Here is a 17935-nt window from a genome sequence, read left to right on the forward strand (position 1 = left end):
TTATTTCAACGGAAGGATGTGAACGTCGCCTTTTTTCCATCCAGCAGCGCAAAGCTCGCCAGATTGGCAACCATGAAGAACTCGTAAAATTTCTTTGGCGTCACGGCCTACAGAGGTATTGTGAATGCCCATGTACTGAATTTTTTGTTCTGGATCAATAATGAAAGTACCACGAGTTGCAATGCCGCGATCTTCAAACAATACACCGTAATCGCGAGCAATACGTTTGGTAAGATCCGCAAGCAAAGGGTAACCCAGGTTGCCAAGATCATCACGCAACCAACGTTTATGCGAATGAACCGAGTCAACACTGCAGCCAATAACTTGTGCGCCAGCGGCGTTAAAGTCGGCCAAATGTTCACGGAATTGAGTCAACTCTGTTGGACATACAAAGGTGAAATCTAAAGGATAAAAGAAAAGGACGACCCATTTGCCCTTGTAGTCGCCGAGGGAAACATCCTTCACCTCGCCACCGTCAAATACAGCTTGAGTTGAGAATTGAGGGGCAGGCTGATGAATCATAGGCATAGACATAGTCTCCTTATATCTGCTACTTATTGATAGCTTTTTGGCTTCGAAAGACAAGCAGAAAAATAGAAGGGTACGCAAGTGAAAATCATCTCATGGAATGTGAATGGAATTAGAGCCTGCCACAAAAAAGGCTTGGTTGATTTCGTAAACAAAGAAAATCCTGATATTTTCTGTGTTCAAGAAACAAAAGCTCACATTGATCAGGTGGAAACAGAAGCCCGTCAGTTGCATCGCAACTATGCCTACTGGTCCTCGGGAATTCGTAAGGGTTATTCAGGAGTCGCAACGTTTTTGAACCAGGAACCGAAAAAAGTGGAACACGGTATAGGCATTCAAGCTTATGATCAGGAGGGGCGTATTGTCATGACCGATCATGGGGCTTTTGACCTTTACAACATCTATTTTCCGAACGGTGGTTCTGGAGAAGAACGGCACAATTTCAAACAGCAATTTTTGAAAGATCTAAACATTCATCTGCGTGAAAAACTAAAAAGCGGTCGCGAAGTGATTGTTGTAGGTGACTATAACGTGGCTCATCAAACGATGGACGTCTTTGATCCCATTCGTCTGTCAAAGGAAAGCGGTTTTCTTCCTGAAGAACGCATGTGGTTTAATTCGTTTTTAGAACTAGGCTTCATCGACACTTTCCGTTATTTCAACCCTAACGCCATCAATCGTTACTCTTGGTGGCTGTATCAGGATTTCTCGCGTATGAACAATCGTGGTTGGAGAATCGACTACATTTGTGTTTCAAAAGGTCTTGAGAAATACCTTACTTCTGCAGATATTTTGGACCAAGTTGAAGGATCAGATCACTGCCCCGTGGTGGCAGAGCTCAGTCTGACTTTATAAAGGATTTTTATGATCGCCATTCCATTTCCATTTTTCATCGCCGAGATCGTGATCTTCTGGTTCGCGGTGGATAAATGGGGCTTTCTAAATACGTTAGGAATTTATCTATTACCGTGTTTGCTAGGATTCATCATCGTCAGCAGCATCGGTCGTGTCGCAATGATGACAATGCAATCGACCGTGATGCGCGGACAACTTCCTGGAAACAAGATCTTGCACTCGGGCGCTATTTTCTTATCGGGCATCTTGTTCATGGTGCCTTCGTTCTTTGCACGTGTTGTTGCGATCATTTTACTATTGCCAGGTCTTCGTCATTTGGCGATCTGGAGATTTAAAATCTTCATGGCAAAGAAGATGGCTTCAGGATCTGCCAGAGTTTTCAATTTCGGCAGCGGTCCGTTTGGCTTCGGTACTGGAATGGGAGGAGGCCCCGGCGGTATGGGAGGCATGGGCAACCAAGGCTTCCGCTACTACGAGTTCCGCAATGACGGGACAGGCTTCCACGACGTCGGCGAAGAACGTGAAGAGCGCGAAATCCACGACGCTGAAGTCTTCGACGTAACCCCCATCGAAATCACCCACGAAGAGAAAAAAACCAAAGATGAGTAAATAAAAAGGCGGTCTTTCGAACCGCCTTTTTTATTTTTAAATTTTGAAACTGATTAATTCGTTGAGGAAACTTTTCTAGTTGCTTTTTGTTGTTGTGCCACAATCGGAGAAAAGTATTTGCGGAACATGCTTTGTCCCAAGTGAGCCGATTTCACTGTCCAGAATTTTCTGTTCACAGTAATCGCAGCAACTGCGATTTTTCTGTCTTCATCCAGAGCGTAACCAACGAACCAGTCTACACGGCCACGAGGGTTGTCACCAGTTAAGTGACCTGTCTTGCCACCCATTTCAATCTCTCTGAATTTGCGATCTTTCAAGATAGGGCGGAATGAACGGCGAGATGTACCAGCCAAAACTGTTTGGCCCATCAATTCACGAAGCTTCGCCGCAGACTCCTTAGACATCGTTGTGCCAGGGTTGAACGACTTACCCTCGTAAATTGTTTTACCGGATTCATCAGTGATGTTGCTCACGAGGTAAGGAGCAACGACTTTACCATCATTCGCTACGGAAGCCGCGATCATGGCACCTTGAACAGGGCTCATGCGATTTGATTTGTTGTAACCAGAAGCGGCTTCAGCCATTTCAAAGCCTTTGCCTGGCGGGATGTAGGCAACACCCATTTCAACCGGGAAGTCCGCTGGGATTTCTTGATTGAAGTAGAAACGACTTGAGTACTCGTTCAAATCTTCAGGGTGAAGATTTTCGATGCTTAAGCGACCGAACGCAGTATTGATAGAGCGAGCGAAAGCATCTTTCAAAGTGATCACATTCGTCCAACGAGTCACACGCTCTGACAACACATTCTTTTTGTAAAGAGTGTGAGCGCCACCGTTGTAGTGAATTTTGTGTTCAGGATTAACCCCAGCTTTGTCCACCGCGGCAGTCGCAGTTACGACCTTAAAAACAGAAGCGGCAGGGAAAGTAGCCTGCAAATTCATATTCGTTGCGTGGGCGTCATCACGTTGGAAGCTCGACATCGTCAAAACTTCACCCGTTGTGGCGTCGATCACGAAAATAGCGCCATAGTCAGGTTTATAAGACTTCAAAAGATGATCCGCTTCTTTCTGAAGGTCTTCATCGATCGTGTACTTCACTGTAACGTTTTGGTCTTTGCCGTCCCAATTGAGCTTCATTTTCGTTGGAAGCTCGTTAGTACGAGCGGCATTTGCGAAAAGCTTTGCCACGTGAGCACGGTCTTCAAGTTGAGAGTTAGTTTTTTTCTCGGCTTGCGCGGCAGGGCTCTCAGAGGCGGTGTAGCCCATGAGGGAATAAAGAGCGACAGCCGAGGCGCCAGAAAATACGAATAGTTTTAGGAGCTTAGATTTCATTTTGGATCGCATTCTTATATGCTAGCATCAAGTTTTTGCCACTTTCAAGGCCATTCTCAGAAGAAGTCACGGGAAACTCAAGACAGATGTGCCTTTTGTGACTGTTACTGCGTGACTCTCTTCGAGACTTAGACTAAAGACTATGGGCCATGAAGACTAAAGAAAGAATTCTCCTTACCTCCATCGAACTCTTCAACCGCAGCGGCGTTGTCGCGATCACGACTAATCACATCGCAAAGGCGATGGAAATTAGCCCCGGAAATCTGTATTTCCACTATGACAACAAGGAAGAAATCTTAGTTGAGCTATTCAAAAGAATGGCCAAAGACACTTACGACGTATGGCGCCCTCGCCGCACTAAAAAAGTGACTCCTTTAGAGTTCATCAATGAAAACTTTGAACTTTATTGGCGCTATCGCTTCTTCCATCGCGAGATGTATGCGCTTCGCCGTAAAGACACTCAATTGGCGAAAATGTGGCGTGACCACATCCAAAAAATGATGAAATTGATGGTCATTCTTTACCGCCAATGGGTGAAAGATGGAAAAATGGCTAAAATCGAGCAAGTCAGCGAAATGCAATACATCGCCGAATCTTTGCTAGCCATGGCGACGACATTCCTTCAATTCTTCGAATCCGCAGAAAAACAGCCGGGCAAACGCACCATCGAACGCGGTAAACACCACGTTGCACGTCTTTTGTTGCCCTATACTGCTGGCGAAACAAAGAACGAGTTTGAAAAATTTCTTAAGGCTTAGCCTAAAATGTCACCTCTAGTGTCGATTAATTCGATCTGAGGTGGCAAAGCGCTTGCTTAGTATCCAGGGACAACATCGAAAGGTCCCTGGATATGAAAGCTCTTTTCTTCGCTTTAGCTCTAATGACAACTTCGCAAATGGCTCACGCTTCCGAGTGTGGCGACCTTAAAAAAGAGCTAGCAGCTATGCAAGAAGCCCAAGTTCAGATCATGAACAGCCTGGTATCCAACCACGAAACCTTTGCATCGTCTTTAGAAGAGTACTCTGACTTGGTCGGCGACTCTTCAACAGCGTCGTCTTCTAAAATTATCTCCAAAAATATGAATCAATCAGCGAAAGCTTTCCGTGCGCGCGGGGTTCAAGGTAAGCGCATGGCGAGCAATTTAGAAAAGGCCACTGCAGATTTAATGGGGCGAGTGGCGGCTTGTCTAAAATAGGTAGTCTACCTTCCGGCTTCGCCGGAATAGTTACTGTTTGATGTAGTAGCGGGGATCAAAGGTGATCGGGCGCTTCTCGGGGGAGAGTGCATCGTGATCCGGTTCGAGGCGACCGAAGTAAAGTAGGTCGCCTTCTATTTTATAAATACCAAATCTTTTGTTTCCCGGAGTCGCCATTTGAAGAGCTTTGCCTCCGGTGATGATAGCGCAACGAAGGCCTGTCACGTTTCTTTCTTCATTCAATTTCCAGTCGTAGAACCCACAAACCGTGCGGCTATTAAAATCCTGGATCATCAAATCATCTTTCAAAGTGATTGTGACTTTTTGATACGTGAAATCCATGTTTTGGCCGTCGATTGTGAACGTGCCCAGGTTGCCAATAGTCATCAATGGTTGCGAACAATCCGGCTTATAGAAATAGTTCTCTGACAACGTCACGTCTTGGCCGTGGAAGGCTTCTTCGCGAGTTGCTTGTGTCTGGCAGGGTTGAATCCAATGGCCCTCTAATGAAGGTAAAGAAGGTTGCGCCCATAGAAATTGACTCAAAAAGAGAATGTTCAGCATTGGATGGGGCTAACAGTTTCCTTTTGCCAAGCCAAGGGCTAGAATCTTAACGCAACGTGAGTTTAGCCGCGAAAAACCCATCTGAAGCGGTTTATACTTGTAAGAAGCTAACTGGTAGTGCGTCTTTAGAGTCTTTAGCCTAGTCGCAGCATTGTCCACAGTCATGAATTCGTCAGGATTTTCCATCGCTTAGTTAATTTTAAGTTAATGTAAGAATATTTACTTGCAATATTTACATGCTTGGAACCTAATAGGTCAGTTCCAAATTGGCACTTAAGCTCGGAAGGAACGAGGGGGGCAATATGGCTATCTCTGAAAAGCTTGTCGGCGAATGTAGACAAAGACTTTTGCAAACGAAGCAGGACATCCTCAATAGAGTGAAGGAAGCTCGTTTGAATCTAGACCAGAACGAGGAAAAAGGCGGAGACGAAGGCGATCAAACAGTTCGCGTCTTGGCTGAACAAGAATTCCTAAGTATGCACGAAAGACTTCGTGGTCAGCTTATGGAAATCGAAAGCGCTCTAGCTAGAATCGAAAATGGATCTTTCGGCTACTGTGAAGAGACAGAAGAAGAAATCGAACCAGAAAGATTGCGCGCGATTCCTTGGACACGTTTGAGCATTGAAGGCGCGGAAATCCGCGAATCAGTGAACAAGCGTTACGCTCGCGGCTAGTTTCGGGCGAGACACAAATTTAAATAAAATATTTATCCTAGAGGGGTAAAAGGGGACGAGCGCGCAAGCATTGTCCCCTTTGTTATTTTTAGGGCCATCTTTCGGCGATAATAGATAGCAACGGCCAATGAGTGCCGTGCTCTACCAAAAAAATCTCTGCCAAGCTGATCAAAAAGAGTATCGACATAAAGTACACCAGAATCTTCATGGGACCTCCTGCTATGGTAGTAAGCAACAGGAGTGCCAATACAAACTGACACCGATTTACATTTGCGATTCCCTTGGGGTTTACAAAAGAAAATCCTTTTAGGTTTTCTTAATGAGTTTGTCTTACTATTTAGCGCGCTCTTTATGTCTGAAAAAATATAACTGTCTCCAAATTGACTGTTAACAGTCGGGGGAGACTTTATGATCAGCACAAGATCGTGGCTGGCGTTTGCTTGCGCCTGCCTTATCGCGCCCTATACATTGGCCGCGGAAGAACAGAATCAAAGCAGTACAAACACGACGTCGGCAAATGTTGCACAGGCGGCAGCCGCGCAAAAGGATTCTGTTGAAGCAACTGAGCCTGCGGCAGAGCCCTTTAGTTTTGCCGACTTCACTTGGCTAAATGGTAACAACCGCCAGAAGTCGGCGTTGCTCGATTCCAAATATTTTACGGGATCGTTCTTGGCTGACACAAATTATGTGTATGACTTCAATCGCCCGAAGGATCACACGTTGGTGGGCTCGACCTCTTCAGGTCGGACGAATGAAGTTCAATTAACACAATTAGGAGTCGGTGGAGATTTCCATTATCAGCATGCTCGTGGTCGTATCATGACTCAGTTTGGAATGTACTCGAGTATGACTCCGCGAAATGACGCCTCAACGGCGCGCGGTCAGTGGGATATGAACACAGCGTATCGCTATATCTCTGAAGCGTATGGCGGTTACCACTGGGATAAAATGAATGGCATCAATTTGGATGCGGGTGTCTTTATGTCTTATGTAGGGCTGTTTAGCTACTACAATGCGGAAAACTGGGCGTATCAAGCATCTTATACTTCGGCGAATACACCGTGGTTCTTTAATGGTTTGCGCTTGCAGATTTTCCCAACGGATCGTTTGAAAACAGAGTTGTGGTTGATCAATGGTTGGCAATCATACGGTATGTTCAATGAGGCTCCGGGTGTAGGTTATCAAGTGGCTTATCGTCCGACGGGTGATTTGTCTTGGGTGTTCAACGGTTATGTGGGTTCAGACACTTTGAATACCCCGGGCAGAACTCGCTACCATAGTGATAACAGTGTTCAGTATAAGTACGTGGATGCACCGACAAAATTTATTAGCAAAGCTGCGTTTTCTTTGACGGCAGATCTGGGCTGTGAAGAAGGCGGTGGCGTGAAATGTTCTGGCGGTGACAGTGCAACACCAAGTCAGTACTTCCTTGGTTTCATGGCTTACAATCGTTTGTGGTTCGATCATAATCAATTCGCGCTCACTTTGGGGGCGGGTATGATTAACAATCCGGGCCGTTATCTTGTTTTGATTCCGCCAATTCAAAGCTCAACTCCAGGAGCAAGTGGCGGTTCCAGTGCGACAAATACAGCTGTGGATGGAAATGGGAATCCGTACTTCTCGCAAAATCCTGGTGATGATTTCCGTGCGTGGGATGCTTCTGCCACATTTGATTACATGCCAGACGATATGGTTACATTCCGTGCTGAGTTCATACATCGCGAAGCGAATGTTAATTATTTTGCAGGTCCTGGTGGTGTGACGTCTCCTGATGGTTTGAATACGACGGCTCATCCAGCGGGTTGGGAGCCTGATTTAGTGAAGCATGAAGATCGCATCAATCTTGCGATGTTGGTTCGCTTTTAAAAAAGGATTTTTGGAAATTAAATCCGCAAGTTTTGCTATTGGCCTGACGGTTACAAGAAACTGTTAGGCCAATTTGTTTTTTGCACAAGAATATCCACAATCTGTTGAAGACCTTTGGCATCCGTTTCGTCGAACCGATTTAATATCGGTGAATCGATATCAAGAACCGCAATGACTTTGTCATTCTGAATAAGTGGAATCACGATTTCGGATTTGGAAGCGCTATCGCAAACGATATGTCCCGGAAATTGATCTACATCAGCGACAAGTTGAACAGTTTTCGTCTGCGCAGCCGTTCCGCAAACTCCTTTGCCGAATTTAATTTTTGTACATGCAGGTAAACCTTGGAAGGAACTTAGAAGAAGCTCGTTGTTGTGAGCGACATAGAAGCCGATCCAGTTAATAGTTGGAACATGTTGTCTCAAAAGTGCAGAGATGTTCGCAAGATTTACGAACCATTCTTGCTCAAGCAAGCCCGTGGCTTCGGATAGAAGCTCTTTATAAAATGCCGATTTATTTTGATAAGAGATCGTGTGAGTAGATGCTTCCATAACAAATGTATGTATATCACAAATCTAAGGACCAGATTGATTTTTAAATGTGTGACTCACAAAATCTCGATGCGTAGTCTTATGAATATGAGAAAACCACAGCTTGTTTTGGCACTTTTCGGTTTAAGCGTGGCACTATCTGGCTGCGGCGGGCTGGAGTACTCTTTGTCCGCCGCAGAGACTTCTACTTCAATCCCTGAAGAATTTTATTATCACACTTCGGGCAGTTGCACTGACGGGTCATTCTCATTCAAGGGCCTTCAAGGTGGCGGCATCATGTTATGGACTGATCCAGCAAATGTTTTAGTCGGCCAAGTGGAATTGTATTTATCAAAAGATTCCACCTATACATTGAGATATCGTGAATTCACTTTCGATGCACAAGCCTATGATACGCAAGTTTCCGGAGGCGTAGAGGTGGATGATAAAACCGGCGTGATTGCCTTTGAAAACCTAGGGAATGCGTTTATCACAACAGAAAATGGTCGCCAAGTTCTGCAAATGACATTCAATCGTTCAATCAATAATTCATTGCTAAAAAATCAGTCGGTAAATTTTCGTACAGCAAGAGTGAGCGACCCTAGCGGTACCACGGTGCCAGACTATTGCCACTACAATTAGAATTTACGAATAAGTCCAACAACAATGCCGCGAATTTCAACTTCCTCTGGATCAAACCACATCGATTTCATTGTGGAGTTTGACGGACGAAGTTCTACAAGTTTAGCGCTAGAGCCGCTGTCGGGGCGCGAGCGAAGATAGAAGCGTTTGACGGTTGCTTCATTGTCGACAGTCGCGACGATAATGTCTCCGTTCGTCGCAGATTTTTGTTCCTGAATCAGGATAATGTCTTCATCAAAGATTCCATCTTCGATCATTGAATCCCCTTGGACTTTCAATGCGAAAGACTTTGATGGATTGCGAACCATAGATGGTGGAACGTCGACAAATTCGTCGTGTTTAATTGCTTCAATAGGTTGTCCCGCAGCGACCTTCCCAAGAAGGGGAAGGGACAGGATCTCATCACGAGCCTGGAGGAGCTTAGTGCGAGGAGATCCCGTCGTCGTCGAGACTTTTGCTTGTAGATGCTCTTGCACTGCTGACGCAGAATGGAGCACCTGAATCGCCCTCTTCTGGTTTTGCGGATTCGCGATGTAACCCTTCGTCGTCAATTGCTTCAGATAGTTCTGAACAGAATTGAACGATGCCAAACCAAAGTGGTCCTTAATTTCTTGATATGACGGAGAAACTCCTGAACTTAAGAGTTGCGCCTCGATAAACTCGAGAACGGATTTTTCTTTAGGTGTCAGTGGTGGGAGGGGCAATTTCTTTGTCATAACTTACATATGAAATTACAGTGTAAATAATGTGTAAGTCAAATGTCTTTTTTCAAGGTCCAGGAAGATTTTTTCGATACGAAACGCTGTCCCAGATTAGTGAAGAAGAATCCAACACTTCCACATCGACACTAAAAGTCGAAGCTCTGGCGATTCGGCGAATTTACACTTCATGTCTTGGAGAAATTGATGAAGGGGCGGGCAGGAAAATACTTTTCATAGAAGCCTCCTTGCTGACCTACTTTATTGAGCAGAGATCAAACAAGGGACTCTATGAATAGTAAGAGGCTGAAATTATTCAGCGCGAGCGCACTCTTTTTTATTTTCTACGCAAGCGGGCTTAATTGAAGCCACTTCAGGCTTTGCCTCTGAGGCAACCTGTCTAATTTGAACTGGTGGCGTTATATTTTTCGCCTGGCTAACTGGCGCCATGGAGCAGTTTTGGTAAAACAGTATCACGATGGGATTAATTACCAACATCGCGACAAAACTGAAACCACCTCTATTGATCATACGTTCCTCCGTCTGAGTCTTTAAATCCACACCCAATGTCTAACGGACAAAAGTCAGCAAGACTTTAGTCATTTTGTAAGGATTCTCGGAGAATCTCGCAGATTCTCAGAAGGAATCAAAAAAAGGCGCTTTCTCATCTTGAGAGATTGCAAAGACCCAGAGATAATAGAGGGGTGAAGACGAAGATCCGCCTCCTTTTAACAAGTTTGTTTTTTGCCTGTGCTGCCACGACAGCTCATGCGGAATTTGCCAACCTTCAAGAAGCTTGCGTAAATGATCTCAAAAAATTTCCAGGCGTTTTCGATGAGAAACTTTTGAAGCAAGCCTGCGAAAAGGCCCTCGTGGATGCTCAATGCGTAAGTGTTGAAGGCCGACCTATTTATCATTATGAAAAATTGACGACTGAGCCTGGAGCTAAAAGAGTTCTTGTATTCAGTTTGATCCATGGAGATGAAACCCCAGCAGGAGCCGTAGGACGCTACTGGATGGAGCGTTTGGAAGCCATTGCCCCAAGAAATTCTTGGCGGGTGATTCCAGTGTTAAATCCTGATGGTGTGAAATATAAAACTCGTACGAACGCGAATAAGATCGACGTGAATCGCAATTTCCCAACGAGAGATTGGGATACTGCTGCGATCACAAATTGGAAACGCACGACGGGTGGAAATCTGCGTAGGTTCCCGGGTAAAGAAGGTGGTAGCGAGCCAGAAACGAAATGTGCTCTTCACCACATCGAAGAATTCAAGCCGGATTTCATCGTATCTGTACATACACCGTTGAAGGTTCTAGATTTCGATGGACCTAAAATGATGACGCCACCAAAGTTTGACTATCTTCCTTGGAAGAGTTTGGGAAATTACCCGGGCAGCTTAGGCCGCTACATGTGGATGGAAAGAAGTACTCCGGTGTTAACGATGGAACTAAAGGAAAATCTTCCACCGAACTACGGGCCATTTGAAAAACTTCAAGATATCATCGGAACTTTGGTGAAACTTGAGGCTCACAAAAATACGGCCGCAGTCAAAAAGAGTTCCTTCCTGCCGCTGGCTCTTGATAGCAAAAATGAAAATTAAAAAGAAGGCGACGGTTATGTCGCCTTCTTTATTTCCGATAACTCTATAATTCGCGAAGTTGCTTAAAAGCCGAAAAGTTTTTTCAGCTCTTTATCGACTTCGGGTGTGATCATGACTTTTAATGCGCCCAAGTTTTCTTGAAGCTGTTCGATGTTGGTCGCCCCCAGAATCACACTAGTCATTCCCGGTTGAGCCGCAAGCCATGCTAAAGCCAGTTGACTGCGACTGCATTCAAGAGAATCAGCAATTTTTTTCATCTGACGAACGCGCTCGATGTTTTTTTCAGTATAAAGATTGTCTTTTAGCCAATCCATTTTCGATAAGCGTCCTTCGGAGACTCCATGGTCGTATTTTCCAGTCAGCATGCCTGAGGCCAGTGGTGACCACGTCACAAGGCCCATGCCGTGTTCGATAGCTTTCTGTTGGACATTGGTTTCAAATTTTTCACGAGCAAGAAGACTGTATTGTGGTTGTTCGACTTGAGGCTTGTAATAACCGCGTTCGTCACAGATATCCATGGCCTCTTGAATCTGCTCTGCGGTCCATTCACTCGTACCCCAGTAAAGAATTTTACCGTGATGAATTAGATCATCCATAATGCGAATTGTTTCCTCGACCGGAGTTTCTGGATCATAGCGGTGACAGAAGTAAATATCCAAGTAATCCGTTCCAATACGCAAAAGACTTTTGTTCACAGATTCTAGGATGTGTTTTCTGGAAAGTCCGCGATCATTGATGTCTTCACTCATCGGCCAAAAAACTTTTGAAGAGATCACAAGTTCGTTACGAGGAAGCTCTTTGAGCGCGGCCCCCATCATGCGTTCGGATTCACCTTTTGCATAGACATCGGCGATATCAAAAAAATTTACGCCGGAATCAAAAGCTTGGCGCAAGATACTTCGCACGGAAGTGAAGTCTTTGACCGAACCACCGAACGTGGTCCATCCTCCGAGAGAAAATTGACTGATTTTAAGTCCGCAGCGCCCCATGTTTCGGTAGGGCATATTAGGGTTAGACATGGACAACTCCTTGATAGCAAAAGTTTGCTACCATAAGTCACCCATGTCTAGGTTCGTACTAATGCAACAAGGGGTGTTGCATGTAGTGATTTATTTCGATGATACGATCTTGCTGACTGATAACAGAATCTTGAATTGCTACCAATTCTTTCATCAGGTTATCCTTCGCCATTTTAATCGCTTGATAGATGTCTTCGTGCACACCTTCAGCTTCAACTTTGGTGTCGCCCTCTTTTAGAACGATCGCTATACGGAATAGCTTTTTTAGATCGTCCGCAGAGAAGTCGCGTCCCTCTGTTTCATACTGAAGCGCGAGTTTTTTCGGATCTCTGGCCACGACGGTGACTACCGTTTGTGGGGTTACAAAGCCTTCAAACTCCGCGATCTGCTGGTAGATGAATGACTTAACATCTGGGTTTTGCTCGATAAGTTGTATGGTGGGGTTCAGAAGGGTCGTCATAGGCGGCCTCCTTTTCCTCTTACTCCTAGTTTAACAATGGGTTCAAAATTTGTCTGGTCAAGTTCGACTCGGCATGAAAAATAAATTGAAAACTAATAGGATTGATTTAGAATCCCGAACCTAGACCTTTGTCATGTGTCAGAGTGAGATGGAAGAAAAAAGCGAGATCAAATTACATTCATCATGGAAATCAAAGCTTCAGTCTGAATTCGAAAAGGATTCAATGAAGAAGCTGAAGGCCTTTCTGCAAAGTGAATACAAAGCAGGGAAGAAAATCTACCCGCGTGGTGATGAGTATTTTGCGGCCATGAATCTGACTCCGCTGGAGAAAGTAAAGGTTGTGATTATGGGGCAAGATCCCTATCACGGTCCTGGTCAAGCCCACGGTCTGAGTTTTTCTGTTCAGGACGGCGTTCGCTTTCCTCCATCGCTTCAGAATATTTTTAAAGAACTTCATTCTGATTTGGGTCTACCAATTCCTAAAAGCGGTTCGTTGAAAAAATGGGCCGAGCATGGGGTTTTGTTGTTGAATGCGGTTTTGACGGTGGAAGATGGCAAAGCGGCTTCTCACCAGAAGCGTGGCTGGGAAGAGTTCACGGATCGTGTCATTCACATCATCAATGAAGAGCGCGAAAATGTCGTGTTTATTTTGTGGGGCTCTTACGCTCAGAAAAAAGGTGCGTTCATTGATCGCAAAAAGCATTATGTGATTGAATCCGTACATCCGTCTCCATTGTCATCACATAGGGGCTTCTTTGGTTCGAAACCCTTCTCTAAAGCCAATGCTTATTTAAAATCAAAAGGCATTGATCCCGTAGATTGGTCTCTTTAGTTTTCTTTAGTAAAGCGAGTTCGTTTCCGATAAGATTTCACCAAGAGGTGATTCATGAAATGGGTTTTGGCTTCGTTATTAGTGATGGCAACAGCTTCCATGGCTACTGCGGAAACCGCAAGGTTCCATCGTCAGGTTGCGGCTGCGCAAAGCAACATCACTGACACAGTTAAGAAAATTCGTGAGGACGATGAAGGTATCGCTATTCTTTTTCAAAAAAATGCGGGTTCCTACTATTTGCGCCGTGATGTGGCGGAATTCGACTCTGCTAAAAAGAAACTGCAAGACAGCTTAAGCTCTAAAAAGCCCGTGAGCGTCACACTAGATTCCAAGCAGCTCAATATTCTTGAAGTGAAATAACGCTCCATTGTAAACTGGTCTCTGTCTTAAGGAGGCCGGTTTATGAAGTCAGTTTTGTCCGTAATTATTGCTCTTTCTTTTTCTTCCCACTCTTTCGCTACGACTAAAGAAGAAGTGAAACAAAAAACAGCAGACGCTGCTGTCGCCGCCGCTGATTATTCGAAGGAACAAAAAGAGCAATTCCAAAAGGATATGGAAGGCAAATTGGCTGATTTGAAAAACGAAATCGCTGATTTGAAAAAACAAGCTTCTGAAAAATCCGGTGCTGCTCAAAAAGAAATGAAAGCGCAAATTGCAAACCTCGAAAAGAAACAGTCGGAAATGAAGAAAGACTTGGCGAAGCTTGAAAAAAGCTCGGGCAAGGCTTGGACTGAAATGAAAGTCGGTATGAACAAAGCCTGGGACACGCTGTCTGATTCGTACACAAAAGCAAAAGCTAAATTCCAAGAAGATAAATAATGAAAGCAAGTTTGATTCGTTACACACAAAACTTGCCTGACGTAAAAGAACTAGGATCGGAACTGCTTCTGATTCACGACGACGTTCTTCCGCGTAAATCAACGACATTCAAAAAATGGATGAAGCAAATTCCTTTGCGTTATCCGGTCAAAGCGGGAGAGCAGCTTAAAGATGTTTCTTATTTTCCAAAGCACATTTCTAAAATCACGGCACTTTGTGAAAACGCTTCGACAAAAAAACTAACAGTCGTGGTTGTTGGTGGCGGCAGTGTCGGTGATTTCGGTGGATTTGTTGCCAGCATTTTAAAGCGTGGCGTTCGCCTGGTGCATATTCCGAGCACATGGCTTGCGGCTATTGACTCTGCTCATGGTGGTAAAACGGCATTAAATGTGGGTGGTGCAAAAAACCAAATCGGTACTTTCTATCCGGCCGCCGAAGTTTGCATGGTGAAGTCGTTGCTTTTATCGCAACCGGCACCTCGGGCTTTTGAAGGATTTGGTGAGCTTTTAAAGATCGCGCTTATTGAAGGCGGTACTTTGTGGTCACAGCTGTCTAAAGAATTCGAAGTGAACGAAGAGGTTCTTTGGAAGTATTTGGCTGCAGCAGTGAAAGCTAAATACAAAGTCGTACAGAAAGATCCTCACGAAAAAAAAGGACATCGTCACATCCTTAACTTGGGACACACGATGGGTCACGTTCTGGAAAGTTATTATCAATTGCCTCATGGTATTTCGATCAACTACGGCGTCGACTTTGCGTTGCGCTGGAGTCTTGAAAAGAAAATCATGAAAGAATCTGATTACGAAGAAATCATTCGTAAACCAGTGATGGCTTATTTGCTTTCACCGTCTCGTGATGAATTATTGGTGACGAAGTCACAAGCATTGAAAGAGTTCCGTCGTTTGTTGTTAAGCGATAAAAAGAAAACGGATTCAGAAGTTTTGCGCTTTATCTTTGTGAAGAAGCCTGGACAAACAGTTGTTCAGGAAGTTCACGTTGACGACATCTTGATCGAGATCTGTCGTCAAAAGGAAGAAGAACTCAATGGCTAACTTCCGCTTTCAAGGTGAAATCCCAGGTTCCAAGTCTGTTTTCAATCGAGCACTGATTGTACAGAGCTATTTTCCTGTTTTGGACCTAAAGGGTTTCTCTGAATGCGACGACGTTCGTTACATGCGTGCAGGACTTAAAGAAATTCGCCAACGCAGTCGTATTGATTGCGGTGAGGGCGGCACAACATTTCGCTTTATGGCTTTAAGAGCCTCACGCCAAATGGGTGTCCACGTCCTGGAGGGCGCACAACGTTTGATGGAGCGTCCTCAGCAAGGATTGATTGATTTGCTCGCACAGTTAGGTGTGCAGGCTCGAATCAAGCGAAATGAAATGCATATTGTGAGTGAAGGTTGGAAGAGGCCTCGCGGACCTTTGCGCGTGAATACGTCGGAATCAAGTCAATATGCTTCATCGTTGGTTTTAAATTCCTGGCTTTTAGATTTTGATTTGGAGTTTGAACTTGTTGGCGACAAAGTTTCCGAATCTTATTTCGATCTGACCTTGGAAATGGTGAGGTATTTGGGCATGCGTTATAAACGCACTGCCAGTGGCATTTTCCATATTCCATTGGGTCAGCGAATTGAAAAATTGGAATATGAAGTCGAGGCAGATTTAAGTTCAACGTTCACCATGGCAGCGGCCGGTGCTTTGGCTGGGGAAAGTATTATTGAAAATTTTCCGCCGCACAGCCGTCAGCCTGATAAGGTCTTTGTGGATATTTTCAGACGCATGGGCGTGATGGTGGAGCTTGAGGGCACGCGATTGTCGGTGCAGGAAAATTTTCCACTTCGCTCTGTAGACTGCGACCTTTATCAGTCGCCAGATTTATTTCCTGTACTTGCGGTTCTATGCAGTTGGGCAAAAGGACCCTCAAAACTTCACAATGCTCCTCATCTGGTGAAGAAAGAATCCAATCGCATCCGAAAAGTAGCGGAGTTATTTACCTTGTTAGAAGTTCGGCACGAAGTCTTGTCTGATGGCATGATTGTGCATGGAGATCCTCAACAAAAGCTTGCTCGCGGGATAAAGTTCAATCCGGATAAGGATCATCGCATGGTGATGGCGGCGGCTTTGATGAAACTCAAAGGACACGACATCACAATCGAAGAACCTGAAGCCATTAACAAAAGCTTTCCAGAGTTTTGGAAAATGATAGGACTTCAACCGTGATTACAGTTGTGATCGGCCATCGTGGTACCGGCAAAAGTGAATTAATGAAACGCCTGCAAGTCAGCCTATCTGCTGAATCGACGGAGTTCATAGATCTGGATCATGAAGTTGAAACGAAAATCGGCAAAAGCATTATGGAACTTTTCTTAGAGCATGGAGAGTCCTATTTCCGTGAGCTTGAACGCCAGATGTTTCTCGAGATTCTTCAGAAACCGCACAAAGAAATGTATTTGGTTGTAGGGGCGGGTTTTGACGTATCGATGATTCCAGATACTGTTCGTACATTATGGGTGCGCCGTGAAACTGATATGGATGGACGCATCTTTTTAAATCGACCACGTTTGAATCCCGAGCTTTCGCCATTGGAAGAGTTTTTGAGGCGTGCAGAAATCCGTGAAAAAAACTATGCTGCAAAAGCAGACGAAGTTTATCTGATGCCAGAAGGGCTTTTTGAAAATCACCATTATGTTTTGGGAATTGAAAAAGCTATTTTGACTCACGCTTTACATGACATTGGCGGAGGCATAACGTTGCTTCCGTCCGTGCAACCCCTCCATCGGTGGGAACTTTTCAAAGCTCGTTACGGTCACAGAAGTATTGAGCTTTTTGAATTGCGTGACGATTTTTTGTCTGCGGACTTCATTCAAAGAGTAATCTTGGAAATGCCAAATGAAAGTTTGCTTTACTCTTTCCGTTCAGTTCAAGATCGCACAGCTTTTTGGGACAGTGAAGAGTGGAAAAATATATCGACAAAGGCCGCGTGGATTGATTGGCCTCTTGAGCTCGGCAGCCCGGAAGAAATTCTAGCTCGAGTACCGCGAGAGAAATTGATTATCTCTTGCCACGACTACAAGCAATTTCAGGAACTGCAGTCTTTTGAAAATTTGGCAGCTCATCTTAAGTTCGCGCCGGTCATTCAGCACTTCAGCGAACTTTGGCAATATCATGAATGGCAAAGAGCTGAAGCTTCCCATCGAAGCTTTCTTCCAAGATCTACAAATGGCCGCTGGGCGTGGTATCGCATGTTACAAAAAGGCCAGCAGTTGGTTAACTTCTGGCGTGATGGTGAGGGCAGTGCTGGAGATCAACCTTCGTTATTCCAGTGGATGTTGACACCAAGAAAACCTGCGAAATTTGCTGCAGTTCTTGGCGCCCCGGTTCAGCACAGTTTTACGCCCATTGAACACTCGGAATTTTTCCATAAAAGAAATGTTCCTGTTTTTGCAATTCATATCGAGCGCGGCGAATGGGATCAGGCGATGCCTGTTCTTGAAAAGCTCGGCTTGCATTATGCAGCAGTGACAGCCCCTCATAAAGAAGCTGCTGCAAAATGGTCGAAACATTCAGAGCTCAATGCTTTAAACACTTTGTTCTTTGATGAGAAAAGTAAGACATGGAAGGGCACATCAACGGATGATGCGGGGTTCTTAGAGCTTATCGATGGTGTCGGTATGATCGCGCCTCTACAAAAAGAAATTTTTGTTTG

General features: G+C 44.8%; 22 protein-coding genes. 14 read left to right on the forward strand and 8 right to left on the reverse strand.

Going from position 1 to position 17935, the window contains the following annotated elements:
- On the reverse strand, positions 1-528 hold the full coding sequence (locus tag VF412_RS15320; protein WP_331340133.1) for a peroxiredoxin: 528 nt from the start codon (positions 526-528) through the stop codon (positions 1-3).
- A gap of 81 nt (positions 529-609) precedes the next feature.
- Here VF412_RS15320 and VF412_RS15325 point away from each other — a divergent pair, with 81 nt between their 5' ends.
- Both VF412_RS15325 and VF412_RS15330 read left to right on the forward strand, forming a co-directional pair.
- Entirely contained in the window at positions 610-1383 is a 774-nt protein-coding gene (locus VF412_RS15325) for an exodeoxyribonuclease III (protein WP_331340134.1), read from the forward strand.
- 9 nt (positions 1384-1392) lie between these two features.
- Complete coding sequence (locus tag VF412_RS15330) at positions 1393-1992, forward strand: FxsA family protein (RefSeq protein WP_331340135.1); 600 nt, start codon at positions 1393-1395, stop codon at positions 1990-1992.
- Between the two features lie 53 nt (positions 1993-2045).
- On the opposite strand, the gene VF412_RS15335 is transcribed toward VF412_RS15330, so the two are convergent.
- Positions 2046-3323: a penicillin-binding transpeptidase domain-containing protein gene (locus tag VF412_RS15335; protein WP_331340136.1), complete on the reverse strand. Its 1278-nt coding sequence runs from the start codon at positions 3321-3323 to the stop codon at positions 2046-2048.
- Positions 3324-3472: 149 nt separating this feature from the next.
- On the opposite strand from VF412_RS15335, the gene VF412_RS15340 reads away from it, so the two are divergent.
- A complete protein-coding gene (locus tag VF412_RS15340) occupies positions 3473-4081 on the forward strand; it encodes a TetR/AcrR family transcriptional regulator (RefSeq protein ID WP_331340137.1) in 609 nt (202 codons plus the stop codon).
- Positions 4082-4173: 92 nt separating this feature from the next.
- A complete protein-coding gene (locus VF412_RS15345) occupies positions 4174-4518 on the forward strand; it encodes a hypothetical protein (RefSeq protein ID WP_331340138.1) in 345 nt (114 codons plus the stop codon).
- Positions 4519-4548: 30 nt separating this feature from the next.
- Here the strand turns inward: VF412_RS15345 and VF412_RS15350 are convergent, their stop codons facing one another.
- Complete coding sequence (locus VF412_RS15350; RefSeq protein ID WP_331340139.1) at positions 4549-5064, reverse strand: hypothetical protein; 516 nt, start codon at positions 5062-5064, stop codon at positions 4549-4551.
- 320 nt (positions 5065-5384) lie between these two features.
- Here VF412_RS15350 and VF412_RS15355 point away from each other — a divergent pair, with 320 nt between their 5' ends.
- Both VF412_RS15355 and VF412_RS15360 read left to right on the forward strand, forming a co-directional pair.
- Positions 5385-5756, forward strand: a complete 372-nt coding sequence (locus VF412_RS15355; RefSeq protein WP_331340140.1) for a TraR/DksA family transcriptional regulator — start codon at positions 5385-5387, stop codon at positions 5754-5756.
- Between the two features lie 408 nt (positions 5757-6164).
- Entirely contained in the window at positions 6165-7622 is a 1458-nt protein-coding gene (locus VF412_RS15360; protein WP_331340141.1) for an outer membrane beta-barrel protein, read from the forward strand.
- Between the two features lie 50 nt (positions 7623-7672).
- Here the strand turns inward: VF412_RS15360 and VF412_RS15365 are convergent, their stop codons facing one another.
- On the reverse strand, positions 7673-8173 hold the full coding sequence (locus VF412_RS15365; RefSeq protein ID WP_331340142.1) for a GAF domain-containing protein: 501 nt from the start codon (positions 8171-8173) through the stop codon (positions 7673-7675).
- Between the two features lie 81 nt (positions 8174-8254).
- On the opposite strand from VF412_RS15365, the gene VF412_RS15370 reads away from it, so the two are divergent.
- Positions 8255-8794 carry a hypothetical protein gene (locus VF412_RS15370; RefSeq protein WP_331340143.1) on the forward strand — a complete coding sequence of 180 codons (540 nt, stop codon included), beginning with the start codon at positions 8255-8257 and terminating at the stop codon, positions 8792-8794.
- Here the strand turns inward: VF412_RS15370 and lexA are convergent.
- The gene (gene lexA / locus VF412_RS15375; protein ID WP_331340144.1) at positions 8791-9510 is read right to left on the reverse strand and encodes a transcriptional repressor LexA; all 720 of its coding nucleotides are present in this window, start codon (positions 9508-9510) and stop codon (positions 8791-8793) included. The genes VF412_RS15370 and lexA overlap by 4 nt on opposite strands.
- A gap of 294 nt (positions 9511-9804) precedes the next feature.
- Positions 9805-10023 (reverse strand): hypothetical protein, encoded by a 219-nt coding sequence (locus VF412_RS15380; RefSeq protein WP_331340145.1) that lies wholly within the window; start codon positions 10021-10023, stop codon positions 9805-9807.
- A 173-nt stretch (positions 10024-10196) separates the two neighbouring features.
- On the opposite strand from VF412_RS15380, the gene VF412_RS15385 reads away from it, so the two are divergent.
- Entirely contained in the window at positions 10197-11096 is a 900-nt protein-coding gene (locus VF412_RS15385; RefSeq protein WP_331340146.1) for a DUF2817 domain-containing protein, read from the forward strand.
- 62 nt (positions 11097-11158) lie between these two features.
- On the opposite strand, the gene VF412_RS15390 is transcribed toward VF412_RS15385, so the two are convergent.
- Positions 11159-12115, reverse strand: coding sequence for an aldo/keto reductase family protein (locus VF412_RS15390; RefSeq protein ID WP_331340147.1), 957 nt, complete (start codon positions 12113-12115; stop codon positions 11159-11161).
- Between the two features lie 58 nt (positions 12116-12173).
- A complete protein-coding gene (locus VF412_RS15395; protein ID WP_331340148.1) occupies positions 12174-12575 on the reverse strand; it encodes a hypothetical protein in 402 nt (133 codons plus the stop codon).
- Between the two features lie 148 nt (positions 12576-12723).
- On the opposite strand from VF412_RS15395, the gene ung reads away from it, so the two are divergent.
- The 6 genes from ung to VF412_RS15425 form a co-directional block, all read left to right on the forward strand.
- Positions 12724-13407, forward strand: a complete 684-nt coding sequence (ung, locus tag VF412_RS15400) for a uracil-DNA glycosylase (protein WP_331340149.1) — start codon at positions 12724-12726, stop codon at positions 13405-13407.
- 54 nt (positions 13408-13461) lie between these two features.
- Complete coding sequence (locus VF412_RS15405; protein WP_331340150.1) at positions 13462-13767, forward strand: hypothetical protein; 306 nt, start codon at positions 13462-13464, stop codon at positions 13765-13767.
- A gap of 42 nt (positions 13768-13809) precedes the next feature.
- Positions 13810-14226: a hypothetical protein gene (locus tag VF412_RS15410; protein WP_331340151.1), complete on the forward strand. Its 417-nt coding sequence runs from the start codon at positions 13810-13812 to the stop codon at positions 14224-14226.
- Positions 14226-15278 (forward strand): 3-dehydroquinate synthase family protein, encoded by a 1053-nt coding sequence (locus VF412_RS15415; RefSeq protein WP_331340152.1) that lies wholly within the window; start codon positions 14226-14228, stop codon positions 15276-15278. The genes VF412_RS15410 and VF412_RS15415 overlap by 1 nt, the downstream gene beginning before the upstream one ends.
- On the forward strand, positions 15271-16449 hold the full coding sequence (locus VF412_RS15420) for a 3-phosphoshikimate 1-carboxyvinyltransferase (protein ID WP_331340153.1): 1179 nt from the start codon (positions 15271-15273) through the stop codon (positions 16447-16449). Before VF412_RS15415 ends, VF412_RS15420 begins: the two co-directional genes overlap by 8 nt.
- Positions 16446-17935 (forward strand): shikimate kinase (locus VF412_RS15425; protein WP_331340154.1); only part of this gene is annotated, 1490 nt, incomplete at its 3' end. The genes VF412_RS15420 and VF412_RS15425, both read left to right, overlap by 4 nt.

It is taken from the genome of Bdellovibrio sp., from assembly GCF_036384735.1.
Taxonomy (GTDB): Bacteria; Bdellovibrionota; Bdellovibrionia; order Bdellovibrionales; family Bdellovibrionaceae; genus Bdellovibrio.